The following is a 25,413-nucleotide window of genomic DNA, read 5'->3' on the forward strand; positions in this document are numbered from 1 at the left end:
CGATAGGTTGTCGACGGTGGACGACGTGTTCATCTGCTACAACTGGGACGACAAAGACTGGGCCGACGCGCTGCACGACGCGCTGGAAGCGTTGGGTGTGCGGGCCTTCCAGGACGACAAGGGCATCCCGTACGGGGACACGCTGGACCCCGCGCTCCGGACCGCCCTGCTCGGCTCGCGGATGCTCGTCCCGCTGATGACGCCGACGTTCCACGACAGCCCGAGCTGCCGCAGGGAACTGCTCATCGCGCTGACCGCGGCCTACCGGCTCGACGGCCACACCGAACGGGTCATGCCGATCACCTGGCGGGTGCGGCCCAGCGCCTTGCGGCCACGTCAGCTGAAAGCACCCAAACTGCTCACCCGCGAGGGCCACGACGTCGCCGAGCAGGCCGAGATCGTCGCGGCGAAGCTCGCGCGCGTCCTGGCCGCCGACGACCGCAGGTTCGGCGACGCCGCGCCGCCCGACGAGCCGGAGTGGTACCCGCGTGCGGTGCCGGTCAACAAGCGGTTCCAGGGGCGCGGCGAGGTGATGTGGGAGCTGCACGAGTCGTTGCGGATCAAGGCCAAGCCGGGCAACCGCGGCCACCCGGTCGTGTCGGTCCGCGGCGACGGCGGCGAGGGCAAGACGGCGTTGTGCGAGGAGTACGCGCGCCTGTTCGCCGAGGACCACCCAGGCGGTGTGTTCGTGATCCGCCTCGGCGGCAGCGACCGGCGCGGCCGGCTCGACCCGACCACCGTGCGGGCGCGATTCCGCCTCCAACTGCGGGACATCGCCGACAACCTCGGCGTCGAGGCCACGACGGGCGGCACCGACGAACTGGCGGCGGCGATCGGAAGGAAGCTGCGGGAGCGCGGACCCTACCTGTGGCTGGTCGACGACGTGCCGTCTGCGGTGGACGAGCCGCTGCTGACCGCGCTGTACGCGCCCACGGACAACGGCCGGACGCTGTTGACCACCCGAGGCGAGTTGGCGGGGGTGGTGTCGGAAGAACTCGTGCTCGACCCGCTCGACGAACGCAGCTGCGTCAAGGTGCTCACCGCCGCCCACAAGCTGCCGGACGGCCCGTCTGCGGAGCGGTCGGCCGCCCTGGGCATCGTCACTGACCTCGGGCGCAACGCGCTGGGCCTGACGATCGCCGCCGGTCTCACCAGGACAGCGGGGTTCACGGGTTACGCGGCACTCCGGCAGGACCTGCGCCGCACGCTGCCAGACGCGCTGGAGATGGCGGCACACCTGACCGACGTCCCCCTCGCGCACCGCAAGGAGTTCAGCGCCACGGTGCTGCGCAGCTTGCGGGCGCTCTCCGATGAGGGCCGGGACGCGTTGGCGGTGAGCAGCGTCCTCGGCGACGCCCCGCTCCCCCTCGACCTCGTCGAGGAGGTGCTGCGGGCGGCGGTCGCGCGGCCGGCCACCGGTTTCGACACCCTGGTCCGGCACGGCCTGGCCACCCGGCTCGGCGACGACAGCCACCGGGTGCACGCGTTGTTGGCCCGTGCGGCCAGGTTCCACTTCCCCGCCGAGTACCGCAGGCGGCTGCACGTGGCTGCGGTCGACGTGATCGGCGATTCGCTGGAAGCCGCACGCGACCGGTTCGACGTCACCAGGTCGCTTTCGTCGCGGCTGCCGCACGTGCTCACGCTCGCCACGACCGACGAGTGGCCGCCGGGTCCCAGCGAGTGGCACGCGCTCAACGAGGCCGGTCGGGCGCAGTACGACCTGGGGGACACCGCCGGTGCCCTGTACTCCCTCCAGATCCTCCACCGGTCCTGCGAGTCCTCGGCGGCGGCCGACGAGGAGACCCGGCTCGTGGCGCTGGTGAGCCTGGCCGCAGCGCACTTCGGTCAAGGCGACTACACCACAGCGGCCAAGCTCCAACGGGAAAGCGTGGCCAGGCTGAGCGCACTCGTCGGGGCCACGCACGCGGACACCCTCCAGGCCAAGGAAAACCTCGCCAACACGCTCGGCAAGCTGGGTGATCACGACGAGTCGCTGGCCCTGCACCGCTCGGTCTACCGGGACCGCAGCGACCTGCACGGGAGCACCTCACCCCGGACGTTGACCGCGCTCAACAACCTCGTGCTGGCGGTAGGGCGAAGCGGTCTGCCGAAACTCGCCCTCCGACTCGCCCTGGGTGCGTGGGCGCGCTGGCACCGAGCGGCGGGACCGGACGCGCCCGGCACGCTCGACGCCGTCGAGGCCATCGGCCATAACCTCCTGCGACTCGGCCACGCCGAAGACGCCGCGAACGCCTACGACCACGTCGCCGCGCACAGGCACGTGGTCCTCGGCCCGGACCACCCGGACACCATCGACGCCCGCGAAAACGCCGCCATCGCACGCGGATGGGCGTTCTGGGTCGTGTACGCCGAACGGCTGCGCGCGCAGGGACCGGCGCACATCGACACCCTCGAAACGGCCCAGCGGCTGCTCAACGCGAGCCTGCGATCGGCCCCGACCAGCGACGTCGTGACCTTGGACGACGTGGTGGTGGAGGTGCTGGAGTTGGCTGCCGCGTTCGCCGACCAGGAGTCGGCGCACGGTCCGGCCGACCCGAGGGCGTTGCGCGCCAATGTCGTGCTAGCGCACGCGCTCGGGGCCGCCGGAGACGTCGTCGGCGACCAACTGGAGGAGGCGGTGGCGATCGCGGAGGACGCCCGCGACGGCCTGGCCGAGGCCGCCGCGCGCACGCCGCTCGCCGTTGAGCCGTTCGACCTCGACATCGCCGAGATCGTCCACCACTGGCTGCTGGACCTCGCCGGGGAGCAGCCGGACTACTGATCGACGCCGAGCCGGGCCAGCGCCATCGCCACCGCGCCGCCCTCGACCGACCCGAGCGCCCGGTACAGGTCCAGCGCGGCGCCCCACCGGCGGGCCGCCTGCTCGAAGTCGCCCGCCGACGCGGCGAGCGAGCCGAGTTCCTGCAACGCGCGTGCTTCCTCGTGCCTGCTGCCGCACCGCCTCGCGTGGTCGACGGCCCGCCGGAACGCGATCTCGGCCCGGGGCCGGTCGCCCGCCCGCTGGTGGACGCGGCCGAGCCGGCCGAACCCCTCGGCCGCGTCCACCTCCAGGTCGAGCCCGATCGCGATGTCGATGGCCTCCTCGACGTGCTCGACGGCGTCGGCGAACCGGCCCAGTTCCATCTCCACGATGGCCTTGCTGCGCAGGGTGATCCCGATGTTGCGCTGTGCGCCGCTGTCGCGGTACCAGGCCAGCGCGAGGTCCTGGTTGCGCAACGCCGCCGCGAAGTCGCCGCGCCTGCGCAGCACGGCGGCCTCGTTGGCGAGGGCGTTGCTGCGACCGTGCCCGTCGCCGAGCCCTTCGAACAGCTCGCGTGCGCGTCGGTAGTGCTCCGCCGCTTGGTCCAGGTCGCCCGTTTCGACGTGCACCATGCCGAGGTTGTTGCGCGTGCGTGCCTCGGCGAGCGGGTCGGCCGCCCGGACACAGGCGGCGAGGGCGTGTTCGTGGGTGCTCAGCCAGCCGTCGAGGGCTTTGGTCAGGAAGTAGTAGTCCCGCAGGGTGTACGCGAGCTGGTAGCGCCGGGTGTCGAGGGTGGGATCGTCGAGGGCGCACATCGCTTCGAGGTTCCGACGCTCGAGGTCCAGCCACCGCAGGGCGTCCTCGCGGGTGGAGAGGTCGAGCGGGGCAACGGCTTGTCCGGCGAGGGGGAAGCGGAGCCGGTGCGGCATGACGATCCGCCCGGCCAGGTCGGCCGTGTGCAGGTAGTGGTCGAAGAGCCGGATCGTCGCGGCTTGCCGGGCTTCGGCGGTGTCGGTCCGTTCGGACGTCTCGCGTGCGTAGGTGCGCAGCAGGTCGTGGAGGCCGAAGCGGTCGGAGCCCAGGTCGAGGAGGAGGTGTTTGCGCGCCAACGACCTCAGCAGCTTGGTGGCGGCGGTGGGTGGCACGTCGAGCAGTGCGGCCACGGCGTTCGTGCCGAATTCCGAACCGGGGTGCCGCCCGAGTAATCGGAACGCGGCGAACTCGTGGTCCGGTAATGCGCGGCAGGACCAGGAGAACACCGTCCGCACCGCGGAACGGGCGTCGTCGTCCTGGGTGTCGAGCACGTCCAGACGGGCACGTTCGTCGGCCAGTTCCGCCGCGACGGCGTCCAGGTCGGTGGAGCGGGCGATCCGCTCGGTCACGATGCGGAGCGCCAGCGGGAGTCCCGCGCACGCCTGCACCAACGCGCGGGCGGCGGGGTGGTCGGCGCGGTCACCCAGCTGTGCGCGCACGAGTTCCAGGCCGGAGTCCTCGGCCAGCGGCTCGACCCGGATCGGCGTGGCGGCGTGCTGGACCACGAGGCCGCTGAGCTGGTGCCGGCTGATCACGACCACCGTGCCGGCGGCCGGACCGGGCAGCAGCGGCCGGACCTGCTCGGTGGACCGGGCGTTGTCCAGCACGACCAGTGCCCTCCTTCCGCTCATCAGCGTCCGGAAGTGCGCGGCGCGTTCTTCCAGCGTGGTCAACGCCTCCGGCCGCGAGTACCCGAGGGCGCGCAGGAACCCCGCCAGGGCGTCCTGCGGGCGCAACGGCTCACCTCCACCGAAGCCGTGCAGGTCCACGTAGAGCTGGCCGTCCGGAAACTCGTCGGCCGCGCCGTGCGCCCACTGCACCACAAGCGCGGTCTTCCCGACCCCGGCCATGCCCGACACCACGGCGAACCCGCTGGGTGGTAGCGCATCGAGGCGAGCCAGCAGGTCTTCGCGTCCGGTGAGCCTCCCGCCGCCCGCGGGGAGCTGACGGGGAACGGTCTGGGTGTCGACATGCGTGGTGGTGATGTGCACGTCTCCGTGGATGCTGCCCGCTTGCACCGCGAACGTCGGTTCACCGGTGATGCTGTTCCGCACCTCGCCCTGAGGAGTCATGGCTCCCATTGTCGACGGCCAACCCAGCCGTGGGCGGAGCTAACGGGTTTGCGGGTGCGGATTCGGAGGAACAGGATGGGGCCTGTGGACGACATGGGGGAAGTAAGTCCGGAAGAACTCAAAGCGCTGGCCCTGGGGTTGCGGCGACTGCTCGCCCTGGCCGACGGCCTCGCCGCCGACGACGACCGGCCGCCGCCGGTGGTGGCCAGGGTTCAGGAGCACCTCGGGTGTGAGTTGGGCTCCGTGGTGTCGGTGGTCAGCCGGTTCGAGTTGTGGGAGCACGTCAACCTGCACCGGGGGGTGGAGGCCTACCTCGCCGACCGCACGCCGGAGCCCGAGTGGTTCGGGGTCAGCGGGCAGCACCGGGGGCATGAGGACATCGTCGACATGCTCGTGGCGGCTCGGCAGCACAAGAACCACGGGGTGGGCGCGGCCGAGTACACCACCGCCGCCACCGGGCCGGACGACAGCGTGGACATCGTCCAACTCGGGCTGGCGCCCACCACGGCGCCGGACGGCACACCGGTGCTGATCGGGGTTCGGGGTTACAGCGAGTACGGGCCGCCCGCCTGCAAGCTGGAGGTCCTGGCCGCCGACCGGGCCGCCGCCCGCGCGGTCGGGGTCGAGGTCGAGAGGCTCATGCGGGCGCACGACGTGTTCCGCGGGCAGGTGTTGGTGTTCGGGGTGAGCGAGCACCGCGGCAACGAGCTGGTCAGCTTCCTGCCGCGGCCCGCGCTCGACGCCGACGACGTGGTCCTGCCCGAAGGGCTGCTGGACTCGATCGAGCAGCACGTCGTGGGCATCGCCGAGCACTCCGAGCAACTGCTCGCCGCCGGGCAGCACCTCAAGCGCGGCCTGCTGCTGCACGGTCCGCCCGGCACCGGCAAGACGCACACGGTGCGCTTCCTGATGAGCCGGTTGCGCGAGTGCACGGTGATCCTGCTGACCGGCCCGGCGATGCGGTTCCTGGGCCACGCCGCCGCCCTGGCCCGGCGGCTCCAGCCGTCGATGGTGGTCATCGAGGACGTCGACCTGATCGCGATGGACCGCTCGCACAGCGGGGGCGGCGCCACTCCCCTGCTGTTCGGCCTGCTGGACACGATGGACGGCGTGGGCGCCGACGCGGACGTCACCTTCGTCCTGACCACCAACCGCGCCGACGAGCTGGAACGCGCCCTCGCCGACCGGCCCGGCCGCGTCGACCTGGCGGTGGAGGTGCCCCGGCCCGACGCCGAGGGCCGGCTGCGGCTGCTCCGGCTCTACGGCCGGGAGGTCGACCTGCGGGCCGACCTGGCCCCGGTGGTCGAGGCGACCGAGGGCGTGACGGCCAGCTTCATCAAGGAGCTGCTGCGTCGGGCCGTCCTGGACGCGGTGCGGCGCAACGGTTCCGCGGTCCCGGTCGTGGGTGACGAGCTGCTCGACCTGGCCCGCACGATGACCGACCAGCGGCACGCGTTGACCAGCACCCTGCTGGGCGGCAAACCCGCCTGACGGTCCGGTCGCGCGGCAGTGCCCTCCTGCACAGGGCCTGCCGCGCGGCGCGACCGCCGTGCTCACCCCAGCCAGCGACCATCCCGCATGAGGTCGCGGCCCCGCAGCTCGTTGGCTTCCCGCCACGCCTGGACGCGCCGCGGCACGATCCGGAAGTACTGGTAGGGCTCGTCCAACTCACGCGGGTCGAACCCGGTCCGCGCGGCGAACGCGTCACCCACGCCGGCGTCCAGGTCCTCCACCACTTCGGCGACACCTTCCACGACCACCACGTCCCGCGTCGCCCCCAAGCTCAGGCGCACCCGGCCGTCACCGCGCAGGTTCCGCGCGGTGACCGAGGCGTACGGGGTCGACAGCAGGAAGGTGGCACCGTCCCACAAGAACGACAGCGGGATCAGGTGGACGCCGTCCGTCGGGTGGGACGTGGCGACCCACAGGTCGACGTCGCCGTCGAAGCGCGCGCGGGTGTCCCGCAAGCGCTCGTCCAGTCCACGCGGCGGCGCGGCGGTCATGCTTCCTCCCAGTGCCATCTGCTCAGGACCGGGTCGCCGGCACGGCTTCCGACCAGGCGAACCCATCGGGGTCGGTGAACACGCCCCCGTCGCCGTTGATCGTAATGCGGTGCGAGCCGGAGCCCTCCGGGGCGACACCGACGTCCTTGGCCAGCGCACGCCGCCGGTACAGGGCGAGCTTGACCGGGCTCGACCCGGCGGCGAACTCCACGTACATGCGGCCGAAGCTCTTGCCGACCGCCAAACCCCGCTCCACGTAGAACTTCTTGCTCGCCACGATGTCACCGACACCCAGCAGCACCACGATCGTGTCGACCCGGCGGGTGAACGGCTCGGTGTCCTTCTTGGCCGACGTGGCGATCTTGAAGATCGTCCCGTCCGGCGCCTGCACCACGCCGCCGTAGCCCCACATCGACTTGGCGGCGGGCTTGAGCACCGTCGCGCCGGCGGCGACGGCGGTCTCGACCAGGCTGTTCACGGTGGACGGTTGGGACACCGTCAGCCCGAGGATGAACCCGCGGAAGCCTTCGGTGGGTGCGTCCGCCTCGCGGAAGCGCAGCACGTCCAGGCCGAAGGCCTCGGTGTAGAAGCGGTGGGCGGCCTCGGTGTCGGCCACGTCGAGGGTGAGGGAAGCGATGTTCGTCATGGCCACAACGCTAGGTCGGCCCCGCCGCCGGGCGCTTCTCGATTCCTGACCAGTCGGCGGCGCGTGCTCCTGACCGACGGCGTATCACCGCCGCGCCACCCGCGCACTGTCCCTGTGAGACGTCGCAGGAGCAGGAGAGCGCATGAGCACGCACGACGGCCTTTGGCCCGCAGTAGACGACATCCTGCCGCTCGACGTGCTGGACGAGGTCGCGGCACGGGCGGCGGACGCCGATCGGGACGGGCAGCTCAGCGAGGCCGGGCTGAAGCTGCTGCGCGAGGTGCGCTGGCCTGCCCTGGTCGTGCCCGAGCGGTTCGGGGGCGCGGGCGAAGGTTTGATGCGGGCATGTGCCGCGCAGCGTGCGCTGGGAGCGGCCGATCCAGGGCTCGCGATCGCGGTCAACATGCACCTGCTCACCGTCAGCCTCATGGCGCACGAATGGCGGCGACACCCCCGCCTGCCCATGATGCTGCGCGACATCGCCGACCACGGACTCCTGGTCGCCTCGGCGGTGGCCGAACCCCAGCTGGGCGGGGCGGTGGCGCGGTCCACGTTGCGGGCGCGGCGGGTGGACGGCGGCTGGCGGGTGTCGGGCCGCAAGACGCCGTGTTCGCTCGCGAGCCAGGCCGACCTGGCCTACATGCAACTGGAGGTGCCCGGGGACGACGGCGGGACGGACCTCGTGGTCACCGTGCTGCCGACCACGACCCCGGGCCTGGCGGTCGAACCGACCTGGGACACCCTGGGCATGCGCGGGTCGGGCTCGGACACGATCGTCCTGACCGACTGCCACGTCCCCGACGACCTGGTCTTCTACCGCGCCCCCACCGGCGACGAGTCCGACCCCGGCCTGGCCTCCTCGCTGGTGTGGTTCAGCCTCACCACCACCGCGGTGTACCTGGGGGTGGCCCAGGCCGCGCTGGCCGTCGCCCGGGACCTGTTGGGGCGCCTGCGGATCGCCCACCTCGACGCCCGGCGCAGCGAGCTGTCGTGCTTCCAGCAGCCCGTGGGCGAGCACGTCGCGGCCCTGCTGGAACTGGAGGCGGCGTGCGCCGGGCTGGCCGCCCGGGTCGACGCCGGGCACCCGCCGGAGGACCTGACGGCCGCCGCGCTGGGCGTGAAGCTCACGGCGGTGCGAGTGGTGCCCGAAGCGGTCGCGGCCCTGGTGGAGGCCTGCGGTGGCGCGGCTTACGCCCGGTCGACGCCGCTGGAGCGGTTGTGGCGGGACGCCCAGGCGATCCGCTTCCACCCGCCGACGCCGGCGGCGGTGCGCCAGTACCTGGGCCGGCGGGCACTGGGTGTGGCGGCGGCGCTCGACCTCGACGAGCGTCCCGCGTGACCGCCGTCGCCATCCGGCCGGCGGTGCGCCCCTGGCCGGTCCTGCTCACGGCGGCGGCCGGGGCGGTCGTCGCCGCGCTGGACACCACCCTGGTGGTCGTCGCGACCCCGGCCATCGACGCGGACCTCGGCGGGGTGGGCCGGGAGTGGGTGACCACCGGGTACCTGCTCGCGCTGACCGCGGCCCTGGTCCCCGCCGGCGCGCTGTCGGACCGGCACGGGCCGCGGACCGCGTTCCTCGTCGGTCTCGTCGGGTTCGCCGTGGCGTCGGTGTCGGCCGCGACCGCCAGCGGTATCGCCGCTCTGGTCGCTTTCCGCGTGGCACAAGGGTTTTTCGGCGCGCTGCTGCACACCTCGGCACTGGGGTTGGTGCGCGCCGCGTTCCCGGTCGAGCGGGTGTCGAACGCGGTCGGGGTCTTCACCGCGACGATCTACGTGTCGACCGTGGTGGGTCCGGTGGTCGGCGGACTGGCCGTCGAGCACGCCGGGTGGCGGGCGGTGTTCCTGCTGACCTTGCCCATCGCGGCGGTCGCGTTCGCCGCCGGCACCCGGCTGCCGGTCGGACGTGCCTCCCACCGGCCCGCCGCCGGGTCGCTCTCCGACCTGCGCACGCCGGGGTTCCTCGCCGCCGTCGCGTTGACCGGTGTCGCCGGGTTCACCCTGATCGGCACGGCGTTCGTGCTCGCCGTCTCGCTGCCCGACCTCGGCCCGCTGGCGACGGGCCTGCGCATCCTCCCGCTCACCACCGGCGTGATCGCCGGATCCGTCCTTTGTGGACCGCTGGTCGCTCGTTCGGGAGCGCGGGCAGTGGGCGTCGGGTCTGCCGTGATGGCCGCCGTGGCGCTGATCGCCGTGGCCGACGACCTCGGCGCGCAACCCGTGTGGCCCGCGCTGCTGGGCGTCGGCCTGGGCGGGATCCTCGTCGCCACCGCCACCACCGCCGTCACCGAGGCCCCGCCGCGGGTCGCGGGGGTGGCCGCCGGTCTGCGCCAGTGCGCGCTCAACCTCGGCGGAGCGCTGGGCACGGTCGTGCTCGGCGCGTGCCTCGCCGGTGGGGCGCACCGGGCCGTGCTCACCGCCGCCGCGGTCGTCGCCGGCGGCGTCCTGCCCAGTCTGCTGCTGAAGGGCCGCACCCGATGACGAACACGCTCACGTCACCGCCCGAGGTCGAGACCGACCTGTTCGACCGGCACCCCGACGCGCGGTACTACGTCGGCGTCCTGGCCCTGCCCGGCTGGACGGTCCGGCCACGCGAGCACGAGGCCGCGCTGCGGCTGCGCGCCGACGTCTACATCGACGAGCAGGGTTTCCTCCCCGACGACGCGCGCCACGCCGATGGCGGCGAACGGGACGCCGACGACGCCAGGTCCGCCCACTTCGGCGTGGTCGAGCGGACCGGTCCGGGCACCGGTCGGGTGATCGCGACCGTGCGGCTGATCCTGCGGGAACGCCCCGGCGACACCCTGCCGGTGGAGCGCTACTTCCCGGAGGTGTTCGGCGGCACTCCCGCGGTGGCGCGCAGCTGCGAGGCGTCCCGCTTCATCTCCCGGCACGAGGACAAGAGGGTGCAGCGCACGGCCTTCCTCGTCCTCCTGCGCGCGGTGGCGGCGTGGGCCGCCCACCACCACTACCGCCGGGGTTACGCCCTGGTGGAGGAGTGGCTGGCGCGGCACTGCCGGGTGCTGGACGTGCCCTACGAGCGCCTGACCGCGGCCAAGCACATCCCCGACTACGCCACGCCCAACCTGGTCATCGCCTTGGACCCGGCCGACCTGGCCGTCGGCTCCGACGGCCTCGGTCGTCACCTGGACTCTCTGAACTTCACCCCAGGTCGGCGAGGTGCTGCCGGACCCGCTTGATGATCCGCGCCCGGGTCGGCCCGATCGACCCGCGCGGCATCCCCAACCGGGCGCAGATCTCCTCGTAGCTGCACTCCTCGTCGCCGAACAGCAGCGCCACCAGCTTGCGCTGCACCGGCGACAACGCCGCCACGGCCGCCCGCACCTGATCACGCTCGCTGCCGGTCAACGCCCGGTCCTCCGGAGAGGGGTCCGGGCACGGGCGCGCGTCCCACTCGTGCCCGTCCCCCACCGGCACGTGCCGCTCGTGCTCGCGCAGGTGCCGCAACGCCTCCCGCCGGGCCACGGTCACCATCCAGCTGCGCGCCTTCTCCGGCTCCCGCAGCGTGCCGATGCCTTGGACCATGCGGATCCAGGTGTTCTGGCAGACGTCCTCCACGTGCCCGTTGGACAGCCCGAACGACCGGGCCACCCGGGCGACCAGCGGCCGGAACAGCCGGATCGCCTCGCCCCAGGACGTCGGCTCACCCCGCTGGCAGCGCCGCACCACGTCCACCATCCACGCGTCCCGCGCCACAGTGTTCTCGACCATTCCACCGCTCCTCACGATTTCCGCCGACCCCAGGCAGAGAAACCGTGACGAGCGCACATCGAAGAATTCCGGATAAAACCCTGATGCCGTCACCAAGGGTTCATCAAGGTGCGAAAAGTACAGGTAGAGCACGCCCAAAGTAGGAATGGAACGGAGAACATGGGACACCGGATAACGATTTTGGCCATCGGCTCACGCGGTGACGTGCAGCCGTACCTGCCCCTGGGCCGCAGATTGTCAGAACGCGGCCACGACGTCAGCGTGCTCACGTCCGCCGGCTACGCGCCGCTCGTGCGCGAGGCGGGCCTGCGGTGTGTGCCGGTCGACGTGGACGTCAAGGCGATCCTGGAGAGCGGCCACGGCCAGGACTGGCTGGCCGCCCACCGCGACCCCGTGCGCCTCGCCGTCAGCCTCCGACCGCTCGTGGACGCCTACGCGGACCGGCTCATCGAGGCCGCGGAGGCGTGCGGCGACACGGACGCGGTGATCTGCTCGCTGCTGGGTGCGCTCCTGCGCCCGGCGATCGTCCCCGCGACCACGCCGTTCTGCTTCGGCGCCCTGCAACCGACCTACCCGACCGGGTCGTTCCCCACGATCCAGCTGCCCCACCGCAGGTCGCTGGGCCGGCTCGCCAACCGCCTGAGCCACCGCGTCGTGGAGACCCTGATGTGGCAAGGCGCGCGGTCGGTCCTGCGCCGACGCGCGTCCGGCCTGCCGTGGCGGGCACCCACCACGCAGCTCCGCCGCGCCGGCCACCCCGTGCTGGCCGGGTTCAGCCGGCACGTGGTGCCGCGACCGCCGGACTGGCCGGGATCGGTGCACGTCACCGGCTACTGGTTCACCGACCTGCCGAGCACGTGGACACCGCCCGAGGGCTTGGCCGCCTTCCTCGAAGCCGGCCCGCCTCCGGTGTTCGTCGGCTTCGGCAGCATGGTCCCGGGCGACCCTCGCACGACCGCCGAGACCGTGCGGCGGGCGCTGCGGCGCTCGGGGCACCGGGGTGTCCTGCTGGGCGGCCCGACCGTCGAGCCGTCCGACGAGCAGGTCCACGTGGTGGCCGACATCCCGCACCAGTGGCTCTTCCCCCGCATGGCCGCGGTCGTGCACCACGGCGGGGCGGGGACCACCGCCGCCGCGCTGCGCGCCGGGGTGCCCAGCGTGACCACGCCGTTCTTCCTGGACCAGCCGTTCTGGGGCGAGCGCCTGCACCACCTGGGCGTGGCCGCCGCGCCCGTGCCCATCCGCACGCTCACCGCCGAACGGCTGGCCGAGGCCATAACCGAGGTCACCGCGGACCCGCTGACGCGTGAGCGGGCTCGCGTGCTCGGGGAGGACGTGCGGGCCGAACGCGGGGTGGACCGGGCTGCGGACGTGGTCGAGGACTGGTTGACCACCGCGTGCCGGTGAACCCGAAGAGGCGGTGGCTCGGGGGCCACCGCCTCTTCTTCCGTGCGGGTGTGCTCAGGACCGGGCGTGCACCAGGGTGCGGACCTGGGCGGTCAGGGCGCTGCTCCGCGAGCCTTCGATCTCCAACGTCACCGCGAGCACGATCTCGGTGAACCCCCGCGCCCTGGTCCGCGCCGACGCCAGGTCGGCCACCGCGCGGACCAGGGCACCCGCCCGCACCGGGGCGTGGAACCGCAACCGGTCCATGCCGCCGTTGAGGAGCATGTCGGCCCCGTCCACCCGGATCACCTCGGCCAGCAGTTCCGGCAGCAGCGCCACGGTGAGGTACCCGTGGGCCACCGGGCCGCCGAAGGGGCCGTCGTGGGCCTCCGGGCAGTCCTGGTGGATCCACTGCCGGTCCCCGGTCGCCTCGGCGAACAGGTCGATCCGGTGCTGGGGCACCTCGTGCCAGGAACTCTCGCCCAGCCGGGCGCCCACGGCACCCTCCAGCTCGTCGGGATGCGCGAAGACCCTCATCAGGCGGCTCCCGACTGGCTGAGCAGAGCCTCTTGAGCCGACAGGCCGATGGCGTGCGCGCCGCCGTCGACGTGGACGATCTCGCCGGTCACGGCGGGCATCCAGTCCGACAGCAGCGCGCACACCACGCGGCCCACGGGGTCGGCGTCGCGGACGTCCCAGCCCAGCGGGGCGCGGGCGGCCCAGAGGCGTTCCCACACACCGAAGCCGGGGATGGCCTTCGCCGCGATGGTGTTCAGGGGACCGGCGGCGACCAGGTTGACCCGGGTGCCCTGGCCACCCAGCTCGTGGGCCAGGTACCGGCAGCAGCTCTCCAACCCGGCCTTGGCCACGCCCATCCAGTCGTAGCCCGGCCACGCCCGGTCGGCCTCGAAGTCCAGGCCCACCAGGGAACCCGAGCCCGACGCCGCCAGCAACGGGCCGAAGTGCCGCCCGAAAGCCGCGAACGAGTACGTGGAGACCTCCACCGCCGTGGCCACGTCCTCCCACCGCGCGTGCAGGAAGTTGCCGCCCAGGGCGGACGGTGGGGCGAACGCGACCGCGTGCACCACCCCGTCCAGCCGGCCCCATTCCCGGTCCAGGTGCCCGGCGACGGCCTCCAGGTGGTCCGGCCGGGTCACGTCCATCTCCAGCACCTCGCACGGCCGCGGCAACTTCTCCGCGACCGACCGGGTGATGGACAGGCCGCGCCCGAACCCGGTCAGCACGACCTCCGCGCCCTGCTCCTGGGCGATCCGCGCGGCGGAGAACGCGATGGACCGGGCCGTGAGCACGCCACTCACGAGAATCTTCTTGCCCTGCAACAACATCACAGCGTCCTTTCGCTACGCGGCGGTCACGACGAGCACCGCGTTGAGGCCGCCGAACCCGAACGAGTTGCTGATCGCGGCCCGCACCGGCCCCCGCCGGGCGGTGCCGGTCACGACGTCGAGGTCCACGGCCGGGTCACGCTGGTCGAGGTTCGCGGTCGGCGGCACCACGCCCTCCTGCACGGACAAGACGGTGCAGATCGCCTCGATGGCCCCCGCCGCCCCGAGGGTGTGCCCCAAGGCGCCCTTCACCGACGTCACCGACGGCCGCTCGCCCAGCACGCGGCGCACGACCTGGGCCTCGGTGACGTCGTTGAGCGGGGTGCCGGTGCCGTGGGCGTTAACGTGGTCGACGTCCTCGGGCGCGAGGTCGGCGTCGGCGAGGGCGGCGCGCACGGCCTGCTCCACCCCGCGCCCGGACGGGTCCGGCGCGGTGGGGTGGTGCGCGTCGGCCGACGCGCCATAGCCGCTGATCAGGGCGCGGGGCCGGACACCGCGTGCCCTGGCGTCCTCAGCCCGTTCCAGCACCAACACCCCCGCGCCCTCGGCGGCCACGAACCCGTCCCGGTCGCGGTCGAACGGCCGGGACGCACGCTCGGGCACGGCGTTGGTGGACAGCGCGCCGAGCTGGTGGAACGCGGCCACGACCAGCGGGCTGAGCGCGGACTCCGTGCCACCGGCCAGCACCACGTCGCACGCGCCCGACCGCAGCAGGTCCCGCGCGGTGCCGATGGCGGTCGCGCCGGACGCGCACGCCGTCACCGTGGTGATGTTGGGTCCGGTCGCGCCGCAGTCGATGGCCAGGTACCCGCTGAGCGAGCTGAGGCCCATCTTCGGGATCAGCAGCGGCGCGACGCCCTGCGGACCCTCGTCGCGCAGGACGCCGGCCTCGCGCTCGAAGATCGCGGTGCCGCCGAGGGCGTTGCCGATCACCACGCCGACCCTGGCCCCGTCCCACGTGCGGGGGTCCAGGCCGGCGTCGGCGAGGGCTTCGCGGGCGGCGACCAGTCCCAGGTGGACCATGCGCTCCTGGCGCCAGGCGATGCGCCTGCCCAGCAGGTCGTCGGCGTCGAAGTCGGGGACGCGGCAGGTGAAGTCGACCGGGATGCCGGCCAGGTCGGGGTCGCGGGTCGCGGTGGACGTGCCCGCCAGCACGCCCGCCCAGCTCGCCGCCACCCCGGTCCCGGCCGGGGTGACCAGCCCGACGCCGGTCACCGCGGTCTCGGGGGCCATCAGCGCCCGCCCTTGCCGGTCAGCAGGCGGACCAGGTCGTCCACGGTGTCGTCGGTGGTCACGTCGTCCTCGGAGATCCGGACGCCGAACTCCTTCTCCGCGGCCAGGCCGAACTCGACCAGCGCGAGGGAGTCCAGGTCCAGCTCGGTCAGCCTGGCCTCGGGGCGGATCTCGGCCAGGGGGACGCCGAAGCGGGCGGCCAGCAGGTCGGCGAGGCGGTCGAACAGGGCGGTCATGGCATTCCTCCGGTGGTGGTGGTGTCCGGCCAGGTCAGGAGGGCGGAGCCCCAGGTGAGGCCGCCGCCGAACGCGGTGAGCAGGAGCCGGTCGCCGGGGCGCAGCGCGCCCGACGCGGCGGCGTCGGCCAGGGCCAGCGGCACGGAGCCGGCCGCGGTGTTCCCGACGCGGTCGATGTTGCGCACGACGCGGGAGGCGGGCAGGCCCAGCGCGTCGGCGACGGAGTCGAGGATGCGGGCATTGGCCTGGTGCGCGACGAAACGGTCCACATCGGACACGTCCAGGCCGGCGCGGGACAGCACGGCCCGTGCCGACGCGGTCATGCGCAGCACCGCGTGCCGGTAGACGGCCTTGCCGTCCATGCGGAAGAAGTGGTCGCCGTCACGCGAGAGCACGCCGGTGGACCGCTGCCGCGACCCGCCCGCCGGCACCTGGATCAGGTCGGCCAGGCCGCCGTCGCTGCCCAGGTCGAACGGCCCGACCGCGCCCGGCTCGTCCGGTGTGCCGGCCCGCAGCACGACCGCGCCCGCGCCGTCGCCGAAGATCGCGGTGGTGGTGCGGTCGGTCGGGTCGAGGATGGTGGAGAACGCGTCGGCCCCGACGACCAGCGCGGACCCGGCGGTGCCCGCCGTGATCAGCGCCGCCGCGCAGGCCAGGGCGTAGACGAACCCGGTGCACACCGCGTTCACGTCCAGCGCCGCCGCCGACAGGCCCAGCCGGTGCGCGACCTCGGGGGCCGACGCCGGGCACGGCCGGTCGGGGGTCGTGGTGGCCAGCACGACCAGGTCCACGTGCCCGACACCCGCGTGGTCCAGCGCGCGGCGGCCGGCGGCGACGGCCAGGTCCCCGGTGCCCGACCCGGCGTCCACGACGTGCCGCCGCCGGATGCCGGTGCGGCGGCGGATCCACTCGTCGGAGGTGTCCAGGCGGGCGGCCAGCTCGTCGTTGGTGACCGCGCGCGGCGGCACGTACCCGCCGACGCCGCACAGCACGGCGGCGGTCACGGCCCGGCCTCCGCCTCGACGACGCCGGGGTGCAGGCGGCCCGCGAAGTACACCAGGGGCCGGCGCTCGGAGGCCACCGCGTCCTCGACCCGCGCGAGCACCACCGAGTGGTCCCCGGCCGGCACCCGCCGCACGTACCGGCAGGTCAGCCACGCGACCGCGTCCCCGAGCAGCGGCACCCCGCCGGCGCCGACCGCCGGGCTCCAGCGCACGCCGTCGAACTGGCGGGCGCCCGGCCCGCGGGCGGGGTCGGCGAACCGGCGTGCCAGCTCCGCCTGGTCGTCGGCCAGCACGTTGACCGCGAACACCCGGCGCGGCCCGAGCAGGTCCAGCAACGCGCTCGTACGGCGCAGGCACACCGCCACCAGCGGCGGTTCGCGGGAGACGAAGGTGAAGGAGGTGACGGTGGCCCCGTGCGCGGCGATGCCCGAGCCCGTCGTCACCACGGACACGCCGGTCGGGAACCGCCGCACCACGTCCCAGTAGCGCCGGTCGGCCGGCGCGGCGGTCACCGGGCGCCGTCCGGCAGCACGTGGACGCACGAGTCGGCGGGCAGGTCCACCAGGTCGGTCAGCGCCGACCCGCCCGCGGTCACCGTCACCCGCCCGAACAGCCCGGCCAGCACGTCGCACGCGGCGCGCTTCATCACGCGCTCGGCCAGCGGGTCCATGATCCCGGCCAGGCTCTCGATGCCGAAGTCGTAGGTGACGTCGAAGTCGACCTGGCAGCCGTCGGCCACGGCGGTGAACACCCAGGAACCCTGCAACCGCTCGAAGTCGCCGTCGAGCTGGTCGAAGTCGATGCGGCCCCGGTCCCGGTCGACGCGGTCGACCTCGGTCCAGCGCATGACGCCGCGCCGGAAGTTCACCTCCCACTCGCTGCGCCGGTCCCCGCCGGGTTCCCCGGGGTCGAGCACCTTCACCGCGCGGATGTCCTCGGCCAGCGCCGGGAAGTCGGTGAAGTCGAGGAACTTCTCCAGCACGACGTCGGGGTCGGCGGGCACGACGGCCCTCAGGTGGGTCTGTCGCATCGTCTTCTCCTCTAGGCGGTCAGCACGGCGCGGGTGGCGCGTGCGAAGGCGGCGAGCAGGAAGTCCACGTCCTCGTCGGTGAGCACGGCGGGCGGCGTCAGCCGCAGCACGGTCGAGGAGTTGAGCGAGTGGTTGGCCACCACACCGGCGGTGACCAGCTCCATCAGCAGGTCGGCGGCCAGGCCCGGCACGGTGAACTCGATGCCGATCAGCAGGCCGACCCCGCGCACCTCGCGCAGCCGGCGGCCCAGCGCGGGGCGCAGCAGGTCGTCCAGCGCGGGGCGCAGCCGGTCGCCGAGCACGCGGGACCGCTCCACCAGCCCGTCCTCGCCGATGGCCCGCAGCGCGCCGCGCACGGACGCCGCCGCCAGCGGCGAACCGGAGAACGTCGAGGTGTGGATGTAGGGGTCGCGGTCGAAGGCCTGGAACGCCTCGCGGGTCGCGACCGCGGCCGAGACCGGCACCACGCCACCGCTGAGCCCCTTGCCCACCAGCAGGACGTCGGGCCGCACGCGTTCCCGGTCCGCGCCCCACCAGTGGCCGAGCCGGCCCAGGCCGGTCTGGATCTCGTCGAGCACGAAGAACGCCCCGTGCTCGCGGCACAGCCGTTCGACCTCGCGCAGGTACCCCTCCGGCGGCACGATCACGCCCGCCTCACCCTGCACCGGCTCCACCACGACACAGGCGGTCCCGTGGTGCTGCCGCAACACCTCGTCCAAGGCCTCGACATCGCCGAACGGCACGTGCGAGACCTCCGGCAGCAACGGCCGGAACGGGTCCTGGAAGACGTCCTTCGCGGTGACGCTCAACGCCCCGAACGTCTTGCCGTGGTAGCCGCCCCGCATCGACACCAGGTGGTACTTGCCGTGCGTGCGGGCCATCTTCAGCGCCGCCTCCACGGCCTCCGCGCCCGAGTTGGCGAAGTGCACCTTGTCCAACCCCGGCGGCGTCACCGCGGCCAACGCCTCGGCCGCGCGGGCCACCTCGGGCTCCAGCAGGACCCGGGTGGCGACCGGGTTGGTCCACAGCTGCCGGGACACCTCGGAGACGACCAGCGGGTGGCGGGCGCCCATGATCAGCACGCCGTACGCGCCGCAGTTGAGCAGGTCGCGGCCGGTGTGGGTGCGCACCCACGCACCCGTCGAGGACACCTCCAGCTCGCCGCCGCACAACTCCCCCAGCGCGGCACGCCCCTTGCTCAGGTGGGCGCGGTAGCGGCGCAGGGTCTCTTCCCGCTCGTGTTCGCACAACATGGTTACCCCTCAGGCGATGACCAGCTCGTGGCCGGCGTAGTAGTCCAGGAGGCGCTCGGCCGACGCGGCCCGCGACGGCGGGTGGAAGGCCACGGCGTGCGACGCGGCGGCCAGGTAGGCCACGTCCGGCGAAGACACGAACGCCATGCCGCCCAACAACTCCACCGCCTCGTCCACGGTCCGGGTCAGGGCTTCGCGCACCGCGTGCCGCACGACCAGCGCCGCCGCGAGGGCGTCGTTGCCCGTGTCCCCGAGGTCGATCCGCCGGGCCAGGCCCTCGGTCAGCGCGGCGGCCGACTCGACCCGCGCCACCAGCGCCGCGTCGCCCCGACCCCGGGCCAGCACCCGGTCCACCAGCGAGCTGACGATGCCGGTGTAGGCGGCGCAGACGATCATCTGGAACCACACCAGGCCCACGGTCTGGAGTTCGTAGGCGCGGGCGGCCAGGCCCGGAGTGGGTCGCAGGAGCTGCTCGTGGGTCACGAACACGTCGGTCAGCCGGATCTCGTCGCTCTCCGCGCCGGCCAGCACGGGGCTGCCCCAGAACGGGTGCACGGTGAGGCCGGGCGTGCCGGCGGGCAGCAGCAACAGCCCCATGCCGCCGTCCACCTCGACGCTCGCGGTGAGCAGGTTCATCGACCGGGACAGGCTGCACGGCTTCTTCGACCCGTTCACCAGGTACCCGCCGTCGACCGGCTCGGCCCGCATCCCCGGCGCCAGGATCCCCTGCCCCACGTGGCCTTCGGCGAACCCGGAGGCCAGCAGCAGCCGGTCGGCCGCGATCGTGGCCAGCACACCGTCCAACGGCGTGCCCGGACCGACCAGCTCGGCCACCGCGAGCAGCGACCCCAGCGAGAAGTGGTGCATCATCGTGCTCACGGCCAGCGAAGGCGCGGTGGACCCCAACGCCCGCACCACCCGGGCCGCGTCCAACGCCGAGGCCCCCGCACCACCCCATTCCTCGGGCACCAACAGGTTCGTGCCGCCGTGCGCGCGGAACAGGTCGATGGTCGGCCCGTCGGGCGCTTCCTTCTCCGTCAGCGGCAACTCCGCGAGCCGCGCCCACAACCCCGGGAGGAACGCTTCGCAGGTGGCGCGCTCGATCTCCAGAAACCTCATGTCTCTCCTAGGATCCGAGGGCCGTGTAGCCGTCGAGCACGGCGGCGGACGGCCGAACACCCCGGGCCATCGAGACGCCTTGCAGGTGCGAGGTCCGCAACGCCAGGTAGTTCGCCTCGCCGAAAGCCCCGCCGGTCAGCCCGGTCCCGCCGTGCGTGGGCAGGTAGGGCACGAACCCGATGTGGGAGTCGTTGACCTTCAACAACCCGCCGTTCGACACCCGCCGCACGAACTCGTCCACCACGCCCTGGTCGTCCGCCCACAACGAGTTGCGCAGCCCGTACCGGTTGGAGTTGACGAACTCGACGACCTCCCGCAGCAGCCCGTCATCGTCCTCTGTGGACTCGGGCACGACCACCGGCAGCACGGGGAAGAACGTCTCCTCCCGCACCACCTCGATGTCCCGCGAGGACGCCAACCCGTCCACCCGCAACACGGTCGGCTCCAGGAACAACCCGGTGTCCGAGGCCGACCCGTCGACCTCCAACCGCCGCCCGCCGAACACCAGCCGGGCGCCACCCGCCAACGCCGCCCCGACCTGGGCGAAGAACCGCTCGGCCCGCAACACCGGCGAGAGCATGACGCCCTCTTCCTCCGGATAACCGGGCCGCAGTCGAGCCACGGCGGCCGTCAGCCGCACCAGCAACTCGTCGGCCACCGCCGGGTGCACCACGACCTGGTTGGGCACCATGCAGATCTGGCCCGACCCGTAGAAGCACTCGACCAACGCCTCGACGGCCAGGTCGAGGTCGGCGTCCCGCCACACCACCACGCAGTCGTTGCCCGCGAGTTCGAGGATCGGCTTCTTGCCCCGCGCCACGCACGCGGCCTCCAACTCCAACCCCTTCTCCACCGACCCGGTGAAGAAGATGGAGTCCACCAGCGGACTGTCCAACCACGACCGCAACGCCGGCCCCGGCCGCGAGCAGAACACGTTCAGCACCCCGGGCGGTGCCCCCACGGCTTCCAACTCGGGCACCACGTACTCGCGCAGGATGTGCATGACCCCCAGCGGCGCACTGCGCGGAGCCCGGATCACCAACGCGTTCCCCGACAACAACGCCGAGGTGGCGAACAACGCGCTGGCCGCCGGCGCGTTCTGCGGCGGGTTGACGCACACCACCCCGTCCGCCACCCGCCGGATCACCAACCGCCGAGGCCCGTGCTCGAACTCCTGCCACAACTGCCCGGCGCACCAGGACACGGTCTCCTCGCTGGACGCCTCGACCATCCCGGACACCTGCCACTGCGCCAACGCCCGAGGAGTCCCCTCCTGCACCAACACGTCGACCAGATCGGCCCGGCCGCGCCGCAACCGCTCCCGAATCCCACGAACGACCTGAACCCGCGTCTCCAGTGGAGTGGCACTCCACTCCCGAGCAGCCACAGCGGCAGCCTCGACGGCCTCGCGCACAACCTCGTCATCGGCAACCGCGCACCGCCCCACCACATGGTGCAGCTGATCACCCGGAACGTCTTCCCCGTTCTCCAGCCGCCGCTTGAGCGTCAGACTCGAAAACACGTCCTCCAACAAGGACCGGGTCGTGACGGTGTAGACGTACCGGTCGGAGGGAACATCGCGCCCGTTGACATAAGACGGGTACGTCAACACCATCTGCACTCTCCCGCTCGAAGTCACAGAGCGATCCCGCCGTCGACCCGCAGGACCTGCCCCACCACGTACTCGGCGCGCTCGGACACCAGGAACGACACGACCGACGCCACCGCCTCGGGGGTCCCGAACCGCCCCACCGGGATCGCACCCAGCGCCGACGCCCGCACCCGTTCCGGCAGCACGGCCGTCATGTCGGTCTCGATGAACCCCGGCGCGACGCTGTTGACCCGCACCCCGTACCCGGCCACTTCCTTGGCCAGCGACCGGGTCATCCCGTCGAGCCCGGCCTTGCTGGCCGCGTAGTTGGTCTGCATGGCGTTGCCGCACACGCCCGACACCGACGAGATGTTCACGATGACCCCGGACCGGCGGCGCATCATGCCGAACACCAGTGCCCGCGCGAAGTGGAACGACCCGGTGAGGTTGGTGTCCAGCACCTCGCCCCAGTCCTCCGGCGACATCTGGAACATCGGCCGGTCCCGGGTCACGCCGGCCGAGTTGACCAGGACGTCGACCGGGCCCAGTTCCTCCTCCACCGTCCGCACGAACGCCCTGACGTCCTCCGCGTCGGCCACGTCGCACGGTCGGTGCAGGCAGCGCGCGCCCCGCGCCTGGACTTCCTCCACCACCCGGTCGGCCGCCGTGCCCGCCGACCGCGAGCAGAACGCGATGTCGTACCCGTCCTCGGCCAGGGCGAGCGCGACCGCTCGGCCGATGCCGCGCGATCCCCCGGTGACGATCGCGACCCGGCGCTGTGCTGCCATCGACAACTCCCTTCCGGTGGCGTGCCCTTCACCACCGACAGAAAGTCGTCACCGCCGAACGGATACCCCTCCGGCCTCATCCGGTGCTCGACGCGGCGTCGGGGTCAGGCCTTCGCGCGCCCGCGCCTCCTCCACCGCGTTGCCCACCCGACGCGCCACCACCAACGCCTCTTCCTGGCAGGCCCGAGCACGCTCGCCCGCGCCCACCGCCCGCAGGGTCTCGGCGAAGTCGTTGAGCACTTCGCACTCCAGCTCCAGGGCACGAGCGGCACGCACCAGCTCCAGCGCACGCCCGTGGTACTCGACGGCGTCGGCGGCCCGGCCCTGGGCGCGCAGGACCACCCCGAGCTTGCCCAGCGCGTACCCCAGCCGGGCCTCGTCCCCGACCCGCTCGAACACCTCCAGCGCACGCGACAGGCACGCCGTGGCGTCGTCGTACCGGCCCGTCCGCTCGTACAGGCACCCGAGGCTCACCAGGGTCAGGCACTCGCGGTTGGCCATACCCGCTTCGCGGTACAGCCGCAGCGCTTCCTCAAGGCTCTCCAACGCCTCGTCGTACCGACCCAGCCGGCAATAGGCGAACCCGGTGTTGTTGTGCACGGCCGCGCGCACGGCCACGTCGACGTCCGGCAGCTCCGCGGCACCTGGCAGCACCCGCAACACGTCCGCGTACCGACCGCACCGCACGTGGACCAGGCTCGCCGTGACCCGTGCCCGCAGCTCACCGCCCTGGTCGCCATCCTCGGCGAACAACGCGATCGCCCGCTCGACGTGCTCCAGCGCCTCGACGTTGTCACCGGCCGCGCTGCACGCCGCCGCCAGGTCGGCCAGCACGACCGCTTCCGCCCGCCGGTCGCCGAGCTGCCGCGCGGAGTCCAGCGCCTGCCGCTGGCCCGCCACCCACTCCACGGCGTTGCTGCGGCTGAAGTGGTAGCGCCCCAAGGAACACCGGATGCGCCACGAGTGCCGGTGGTGCCCCAGCCCGGCGGCCAGGTCCGCCGCGGCGGCCAGATTGCGGTGCTCGACGTCGAACCACGACATCACCTTCTCGACGTCCCGCACCCCCGCGACCACGCCGTCCAGCACGCGATGCGCGCGCTCCCCCTCCCTCAGGTAGTGGTCCAACACCCGCTCCACCGCCGCCGCCCGCTCGGCTTCCGGCTCCTCCCGCTCGGCCGTCGCGGCGGCGTGCCGGGCCAGCAGGTCGTGGAACCGGTAGCGGCCGGGCGCGGGTTCCTGAAGCAGGTGCACGTCCACCAGGTCCTGCAACACCTCCTCCGCGTCGCCCTCCACCAGCGCACCCGCCACACCCGCGTCGAACGTGGTCCCCGGAACCAGCCCCAACAGCCGGAACACCCGCTGGTGCACCGGGTCGAGCTGCCGGTAGGACAGGGCGAACGCGGTGGCCACACACCGGTCGCCCGCGGTCAGCTCCGCGAACAACCGCCGCTGGTCGCGCAACCGCGCCGCGAGGTGGGCGACGTGCCACGACGGCCGTGCACGCAACCGGGCGCCGGCGACCCGCACCGCGAGCGGCAGGTTCCCGCACAGCCCCACCACGTCCGCCGTCGCCTCCGGCTCACGCGCCGGCCGGTCGTCCCCGACCACCCGGGCGAACAACTCCGCCGCCGCCCCACCCGGCAGCACGTCCAGCGACAGCGACAACGCCCCGTCGAGGTCGAGCAGGTGGCGGCGACTGGTGACCAGCGCCAGGCAGCCGGGCGCGCCCGGCAGCAGCGGCCGGACCTGGGCGGCGTCGACGGCGTTGTCCAGGACCACGAGGACCCCTCGCCGGGCGGCCTCGTCCCGCCACAGCGCCGAACGTTCGGCGAGCCCGTCCGGGATGTGCGGCCCGGACACGCCCAAGGCGCGCAACAACGCGTCCAGCGCCTGGGCGGGCTCGACGGGCCGTTGTGCGGCCGTGGTGTGCGCGTGCAGGTCGATGAACAGCCGCCCGCCCGGGTAGCGGTCGGCCAGCCGGTGCGCCAGGTGCACCGCCGTCACCGTCTTGCCGACGCCCGCCATCCCGCCCAGCGCGCCGACCACGGCGGTCCCGCGCGCGGCGGCGTCCTCGATGAGGGCTTCCAGGCGCGCGATCTCGTCGTCCCGCCCGACGAAGTCCGCGAGACCACCGGGCAGGGTGTTGGGCGATGTCGGCGCGACCCGCTGGACGGGCACCGGCGCCGCCGCCACCGGCCGCAACTCCGGGTCGCCCCGGAGCATCCGGTCGTGCAGGCCGGTCAGCTCGACGCCCGGCTCGACACCCAGCTCGGCGACGAGCAGGTCCCGGCCCTCCCGGAACACCCGCAGCGCCTCCGCCTGCCGCCCGGACCGGTGCAGCGCCAGCATCAGCGCCGCGCGCAGCCGTTCGCGCAGCGGGTGGTCGGCCACCAGCGCGGTCAGCCCGGCGACCAGCTCACCGGACTCGCCCGCCGCCAGCGCCGCGTCGAAGGACTCCGCGACCACCTCCAGGCGGTACTCGGCGAGCCGGTCCGCCTCGGCGTCCAGCGCCGGGGTGGACGGCAGGCCCGCCAGCGCCGGACCCCGCCACAGCGCGAGCGCCGCCCGGTAGTGGGCCAGGGCCTCGGCGGCGGCACCCGACCGGCGCGCAGCCCGCGCCCGTGCCACCAGTTCGTCGAAGCGGTGCAGGTCCAGCGCGCCGGCGGGCACGCGCAGCAGGTAGCCGGGCGAGCGGGTGACCAGGCACGCGGCGCCCTCCGGGCCGAGCGCGCGGCGCAGCCGGGACAGGTAGGAGTGGATCTCGGCGCGGGCACTGCCGGGCGGCCGGTCGGGCCACAGCTGCGCCACCAGCCGGTCGGTGTCGACCACGGTGTCGGCGTGCACCACCAGCAGCGCGAGGACCGCCCGGGTCAGCGGGGTGCCCAGCGGCACCGCCCGGCCCTCGACGAGGACCTCGAAGGTGCCCAGGACCCGGAACTCCACCACCCGTCCGCCTCACCGATCGGGTTCGCCTCACCGGCACCGCCGACCGTAGGACCGCCGCGCGGGTCCGGTCACCCACGTTCACCCGACCTCACGGCCTCGACCGCGAGATTCACCCGTCCGTGTTGCTGACTCCAGGAAACCGCTCTGGCAACCCATGTCCGGCATGCGACCACTGTGGGTCGCGGCGGGGGTCCGCCGGACCGGTCCGGCGTCGGCGACCACCCCCGCCACCCGACG

Annotated in this window: 22 protein-coding genes; 6 read left to right on the forward strand and 16 right to left on the reverse strand. The window is 73.4% G+C overall.

Features of this window, described 5'->3' with window-relative positions; all coding sequences use genetic code 11:
* The first annotated feature begins 16 nt into the window (after nucleotides 1-16).
* Complete coding sequence (locus tag WBN91_RS10830) at nucleotides 17-2,782, forward strand: tetratricopeptide repeat protein (RefSeq protein ID WP_337723138.1); 2,766 nt, start codon at nucleotides 17-19, stop codon at nucleotides 2,780-2,782.
* On the opposite strand, the gene WBN91_RS10835 is transcribed toward WBN91_RS10830, so the two are convergent.
* On the reverse strand, nucleotides 2,776-4,866 hold the full coding sequence (locus tag WBN91_RS10835; RefSeq protein WP_337723137.1) for a tetratricopeptide repeat protein: 2,091 nt from the start codon (nucleotides 4,864-4,866) through the stop codon (nucleotides 2,776-2,778). The genes WBN91_RS10830 and WBN91_RS10835 overlap by 7 nt on opposite strands.
* 93 nt (nucleotides 4,867-4,959) lie before the next feature.
* Here WBN91_RS10835 and WBN91_RS10840 point away from each other — a divergent pair, with 93 nt between their 5' ends.
* Nucleotides 4,960-6,357: an AAA family ATPase gene (locus tag WBN91_RS10840; RefSeq protein ID WP_337723161.1), complete on the forward strand. Its 1,398-nt coding sequence runs from the start codon at nucleotides 4,960-4,962 to the stop codon at nucleotides 6,355-6,357.
* 62 nt (nucleotides 6,358-6,419) lie between these two features.
* On the opposite strand, the gene WBN91_RS10845 is transcribed toward WBN91_RS10840, so the two are convergent.
* The gene (locus WBN91_RS10845; RefSeq protein ID WP_337723136.1) at nucleotides 6,420-6,869 is read right to left on the reverse strand and encodes a pyridoxamine 5'-phosphate oxidase family protein; all 450 of its coding nucleotides are present in this window, start codon (nucleotides 6,867-6,869) and stop codon (nucleotides 6,420-6,422) included.
* 22 nt (nucleotides 6,870-6,891) lie between these two features.
* The gene (locus WBN91_RS10850) at nucleotides 6,892-7,515 is read right to left on the reverse strand and encodes a glyoxalase (RefSeq protein WP_337723135.1); all 624 of its coding nucleotides are present in this window, start codon (nucleotides 7,513-7,515) and stop codon (nucleotides 6,892-6,894) included.
* Nucleotides 7,516-7,657: 142 nt separating this feature from the next.
* Here WBN91_RS10850 and WBN91_RS10855 point away from each other — a divergent pair, with 142 nt between their 5' ends.
* The 3 genes from WBN91_RS10855 to WBN91_RS10865 are packed head-to-tail and all read left to right on the forward strand — an operon-like array spanning nucleotide 7,658 to nucleotide 10,712.
* Nucleotides 7,658-8,854: an acyl-CoA dehydrogenase family protein gene (locus WBN91_RS10855; protein ID WP_337723134.1), complete on the forward strand. Its 1,197-nt coding sequence runs from the start codon at nucleotides 7,658-7,660 to the stop codon at nucleotides 8,852-8,854.
* Complete coding sequence (locus WBN91_RS10860) at nucleotides 8,851-9,993, forward strand: MFS transporter (protein WP_337723133.1); 1,143 nt, start codon at nucleotides 8,851-8,853, stop codon at nucleotides 9,991-9,993. Before WBN91_RS10855 ends, WBN91_RS10860 begins: the two co-directional genes overlap by 4 nt.
* On the forward strand, nucleotides 9,990-10,712 hold the full coding sequence (locus WBN91_RS10865; protein ID WP_337723132.1) for an N-acyl amino acid synthase FeeM domain-containing protein: 723 nt from the start codon (nucleotides 9,990-9,992) through the stop codon (nucleotides 10,710-10,712). The genes WBN91_RS10860 and WBN91_RS10865 overlap by 4 nt, the downstream gene beginning before the upstream one ends.
* Here WBN91_RS10865 and WBN91_RS10870 read toward each other — a convergent pair.
* Nucleotides 10,675-11,244: an RNA polymerase sigma factor gene (locus WBN91_RS10870; protein WP_337723131.1), complete on the reverse strand. Its 570-nt coding sequence runs from the start codon at nucleotides 11,242-11,244 to the stop codon at nucleotides 10,675-10,677. The two genes, WBN91_RS10865 and WBN91_RS10870, sit on opposite strands and share 38 nt — an antisense overlap.
* A 159-nt stretch (nucleotides 11,245-11,403) precedes the next feature.
* Here WBN91_RS10870 and WBN91_RS10875 point away from each other — a divergent pair, with 159 nt between their 5' ends.
* A complete protein-coding gene (locus tag WBN91_RS10875) occupies nucleotides 11,404-12,651 on the forward strand; it encodes a glycosyltransferase (RefSeq protein ID WP_337723130.1) in 1,248 nt (415 codons plus the stop codon).
* 54 nt (nucleotides 12,652-12,705) lie between these two features.
* On the opposite strand, the gene WBN91_RS10880 is transcribed toward WBN91_RS10875, so the two are convergent.
* The 12 genes from WBN91_RS10880 to WBN91_RS10935 are packed head-to-tail and all read right to left on the reverse strand — an operon-like array spanning nucleotide 12,706 to nucleotide 25,173.
* Nucleotides 12,706-13,167, reverse strand: a complete 462-nt coding sequence (locus WBN91_RS10880; RefSeq protein WP_337723129.1) for a MaoC family dehydratase — start codon at nucleotides 13,165-13,167, stop codon at nucleotides 12,706-12,708.
* Nucleotides 13,167-13,976: an enoyl-ACP reductase FabI gene (gene fabI / locus WBN91_RS10885; RefSeq protein ID WP_337723128.1), complete on the reverse strand. Its 810-nt coding sequence runs from the start codon at nucleotides 13,974-13,976 to the stop codon at nucleotides 13,167-13,169. The genes WBN91_RS10880 and fabI overlap by 1 nt, the downstream gene beginning before the upstream one ends.
* A 15-nt stretch (nucleotides 13,977-13,991) precedes the next feature.
* Nucleotides 13,992-15,209, reverse strand: coding sequence for a beta-ketoacyl-[acyl-carrier-protein] synthase family protein (locus WBN91_RS10890; RefSeq protein WP_337723127.1), 1,218 nt, complete (start codon nucleotides 15,207-15,209; stop codon nucleotides 13,992-13,994).
* On the reverse strand, nucleotides 15,209-15,445 hold the full coding sequence (locus WBN91_RS10895; RefSeq protein WP_337723126.1) for an acyl carrier protein: 237 nt from the start codon (nucleotides 15,443-15,445) through the stop codon (nucleotides 15,209-15,211). The genes WBN91_RS10890 and WBN91_RS10895 overlap by 1 nt, the downstream gene beginning before the upstream one ends.
* Nucleotides 15,442-16,449 (reverse strand): beta-ketoacyl-ACP synthase III, encoded by a 1,008-nt coding sequence (locus tag WBN91_RS10900; RefSeq protein ID WP_337723125.1) that lies wholly within the window; start codon nucleotides 16,447-16,449, stop codon nucleotides 15,442-15,444. Before WBN91_RS10900 ends, WBN91_RS10895 begins: the two co-directional genes overlap by 4 nt.
* A complete protein-coding gene (locus tag WBN91_RS10905; protein ID WP_337723124.1) occupies nucleotides 16,446-16,961 on the reverse strand; it encodes a flavin reductase family protein in 516 nt (171 codons plus the stop codon). The genes WBN91_RS10900 and WBN91_RS10905 overlap by 4 nt, the downstream gene beginning before the upstream one ends.
* Nucleotides 16,958-17,479, reverse strand: coding sequence for a type II toxin-antitoxin system RatA family toxin (locus tag WBN91_RS10910; RefSeq protein WP_337723122.1), 522 nt, complete (start codon nucleotides 17,477-17,479; stop codon nucleotides 16,958-16,960). The genes WBN91_RS10905 and WBN91_RS10910 overlap by 4 nt, the downstream gene beginning before the upstream one ends.
* An 11-nt stretch (nucleotides 17,480-17,490) precedes the next feature.
* Nucleotides 17,491-18,732, reverse strand: coding sequence for an aspartate aminotransferase family protein (locus tag WBN91_RS10915; protein ID WP_337723121.1), 1,242 nt, complete (start codon nucleotides 18,730-18,732; stop codon nucleotides 17,491-17,493).
* A 9-nt stretch (nucleotides 18,733-18,741) separates the two neighbouring features.
* A complete protein-coding gene (locus WBN91_RS10920; RefSeq protein ID WP_337723120.1) occupies nucleotides 18,742-19,851 on the reverse strand; it encodes an acyl-CoA dehydrogenase family protein in 1,110 nt (369 codons plus the stop codon).
* A gap of 7 nt (nucleotides 19,852-19,858) precedes the next feature.
* Nucleotides 19,859-21,466 carry an aldehyde dehydrogenase family protein gene (locus WBN91_RS10925; protein WP_337723119.1) on the reverse strand — a complete coding sequence of 536 codons (1,608 nt, stop codon included), beginning with the start codon at nucleotides 21,464-21,466 and terminating at the stop codon, nucleotides 19,859-19,861.
* Between the two features lie 20 nt (nucleotides 21,467-21,486).
* Nucleotides 21,487-22,230 carry a 3-oxoacyl-[acyl-carrier-protein] reductase gene (gene fabG / locus WBN91_RS10930; RefSeq protein ID WP_337723118.1) on the reverse strand — a complete coding sequence of 248 codons (744 nt, stop codon included), beginning with the start codon at nucleotides 22,228-22,230 and terminating at the stop codon, nucleotides 21,487-21,489.
* Between the two features lie 48 nt (nucleotides 22,231-22,278).
* On the reverse strand, nucleotides 22,279-25,173 hold the full coding sequence (locus tag WBN91_RS10935; protein ID WP_337729373.1) for an AfsR/SARP family transcriptional regulator: 2,895 nt from the start codon (nucleotides 25,171-25,173) through the stop codon (nucleotides 22,279-22,281).
* Nucleotides 25,174-25,413 lie beyond the last annotated feature (240 nt).

It is taken from the genome of Saccharothrix sp. CCNWYY140, from assembly GCF_037401995.1.
Taxonomy (GTDB): domain Bacteria; phylum Actinomycetota; class Actinomycetes; order Mycobacteriales; family Pseudonocardiaceae; genus Actinosynnema.

Coding starts and splice junctions, on each gene's coding strand:
- WBN91_RS10850 (WP_337723135.1), bottom strand. CDS start 7,515: ATGACGAACATCGCTTCCCTCACCCTCGACGTGGCCGACACCGAGGCC.
- WBN91_RS10895 (WP_337723126.1), bottom strand. CDS start 15,445: ATGACCGCCCTGTTCGACCGCCTCGCCGACCTGCTGGCCGCCCGCTTC.
- WBN91_RS10855 (WP_337723134.1), top strand. CDS start 7,658: ATGAGCACGCACGACGGCCTTTGGCCCGCAGTAGACGACATCCTGCCG.
- WBN91_RS10840 (WP_337723161.1), top strand. CDS start 4,960: ATGGGGGAAGTAAGTCCGGAAGAACTCAAAGCGCTGGCCCTGGGGTTG.
- fabG (WP_337723118.1), bottom strand. CDS start 22,230: ATGGCAGCACAGCGCCGGGTCGCGATCGTCACCGGGGGATCGCGCGGC.
- WBN91_RS10875 (WP_337723130.1), top strand. CDS start 11,404: ATGGGACACCGGATAACGATTTTGGCCATCGGCTCACGCGGTGACGTG.
- WBN91_RS10845 (WP_337723136.1), bottom strand. CDS start 6,869: ATGACCGCCGCGCCGCCGCGTGGACTGGACGAGCGCTTGCGGGACACC.
- WBN91_RS10865 (WP_337723132.1), top strand. CDS start 9,990: ATGACGAACACGCTCACGTCACCGCCCGAGGTCGAGACCGACCTGTTC.
- fabI (WP_337723128.1), bottom strand. CDS start 13,976: ATGTTGTTGCAGGGCAAGAAGATTCTCGTGAGTGGCGTGCTCACGGCC.
- WBN91_RS10920 (WP_337723120.1), bottom strand. CDS start 19,851: ATGAGGTTTCTGGAGATCGAGCGCGCCACCTGCGAAGCGTTCCTCCCG.
- WBN91_RS10880 (WP_337723129.1), bottom strand. CDS start 13,167: ATGAGGGTCTTCGCGCATCCCGACGAGCTGGAGGGTGCCGTGGGCGCC.
- WBN91_RS10925 (WP_337723119.1), bottom strand. CDS start 21,466: ATGGTGTTGACGTACCCGTCTTATGTCAACGGGCGCGATGTTCCCTCC.
- WBN91_RS10915 (WP_337723121.1), bottom strand. CDS start 18,732: ATGTTGTGCGAACACGAGCGGGAAGAGACCCTGCGCCGCTACCGCGCC.
- WBN91_RS10835 (WP_337723137.1), bottom strand. CDS start 4,866: ATGACTCCTCAGGGCGAGGTGCGGAACAGCATCACCGGTGAACCGACG.
- WBN91_RS10890 (WP_337723127.1), bottom strand. CDS start 15,209: ATGGCCCCCGAGACCGCGGTGACCGGCGTCGGGCTGGTCACCCCGGCC.
- WBN91_RS10870 (WP_337723131.1), bottom strand. CDS start 11,244: ATGGTCGAGAACACTGTGGCGCGGGACGCGTGGATGGTGGACGTGGTG.
- WBN91_RS10910 (WP_337723122.1), bottom strand. CDS start 17,479: ATGCGACAGACCCACCTGAGGGCCGTCGTGCCCGCCGACCCCGACGTC.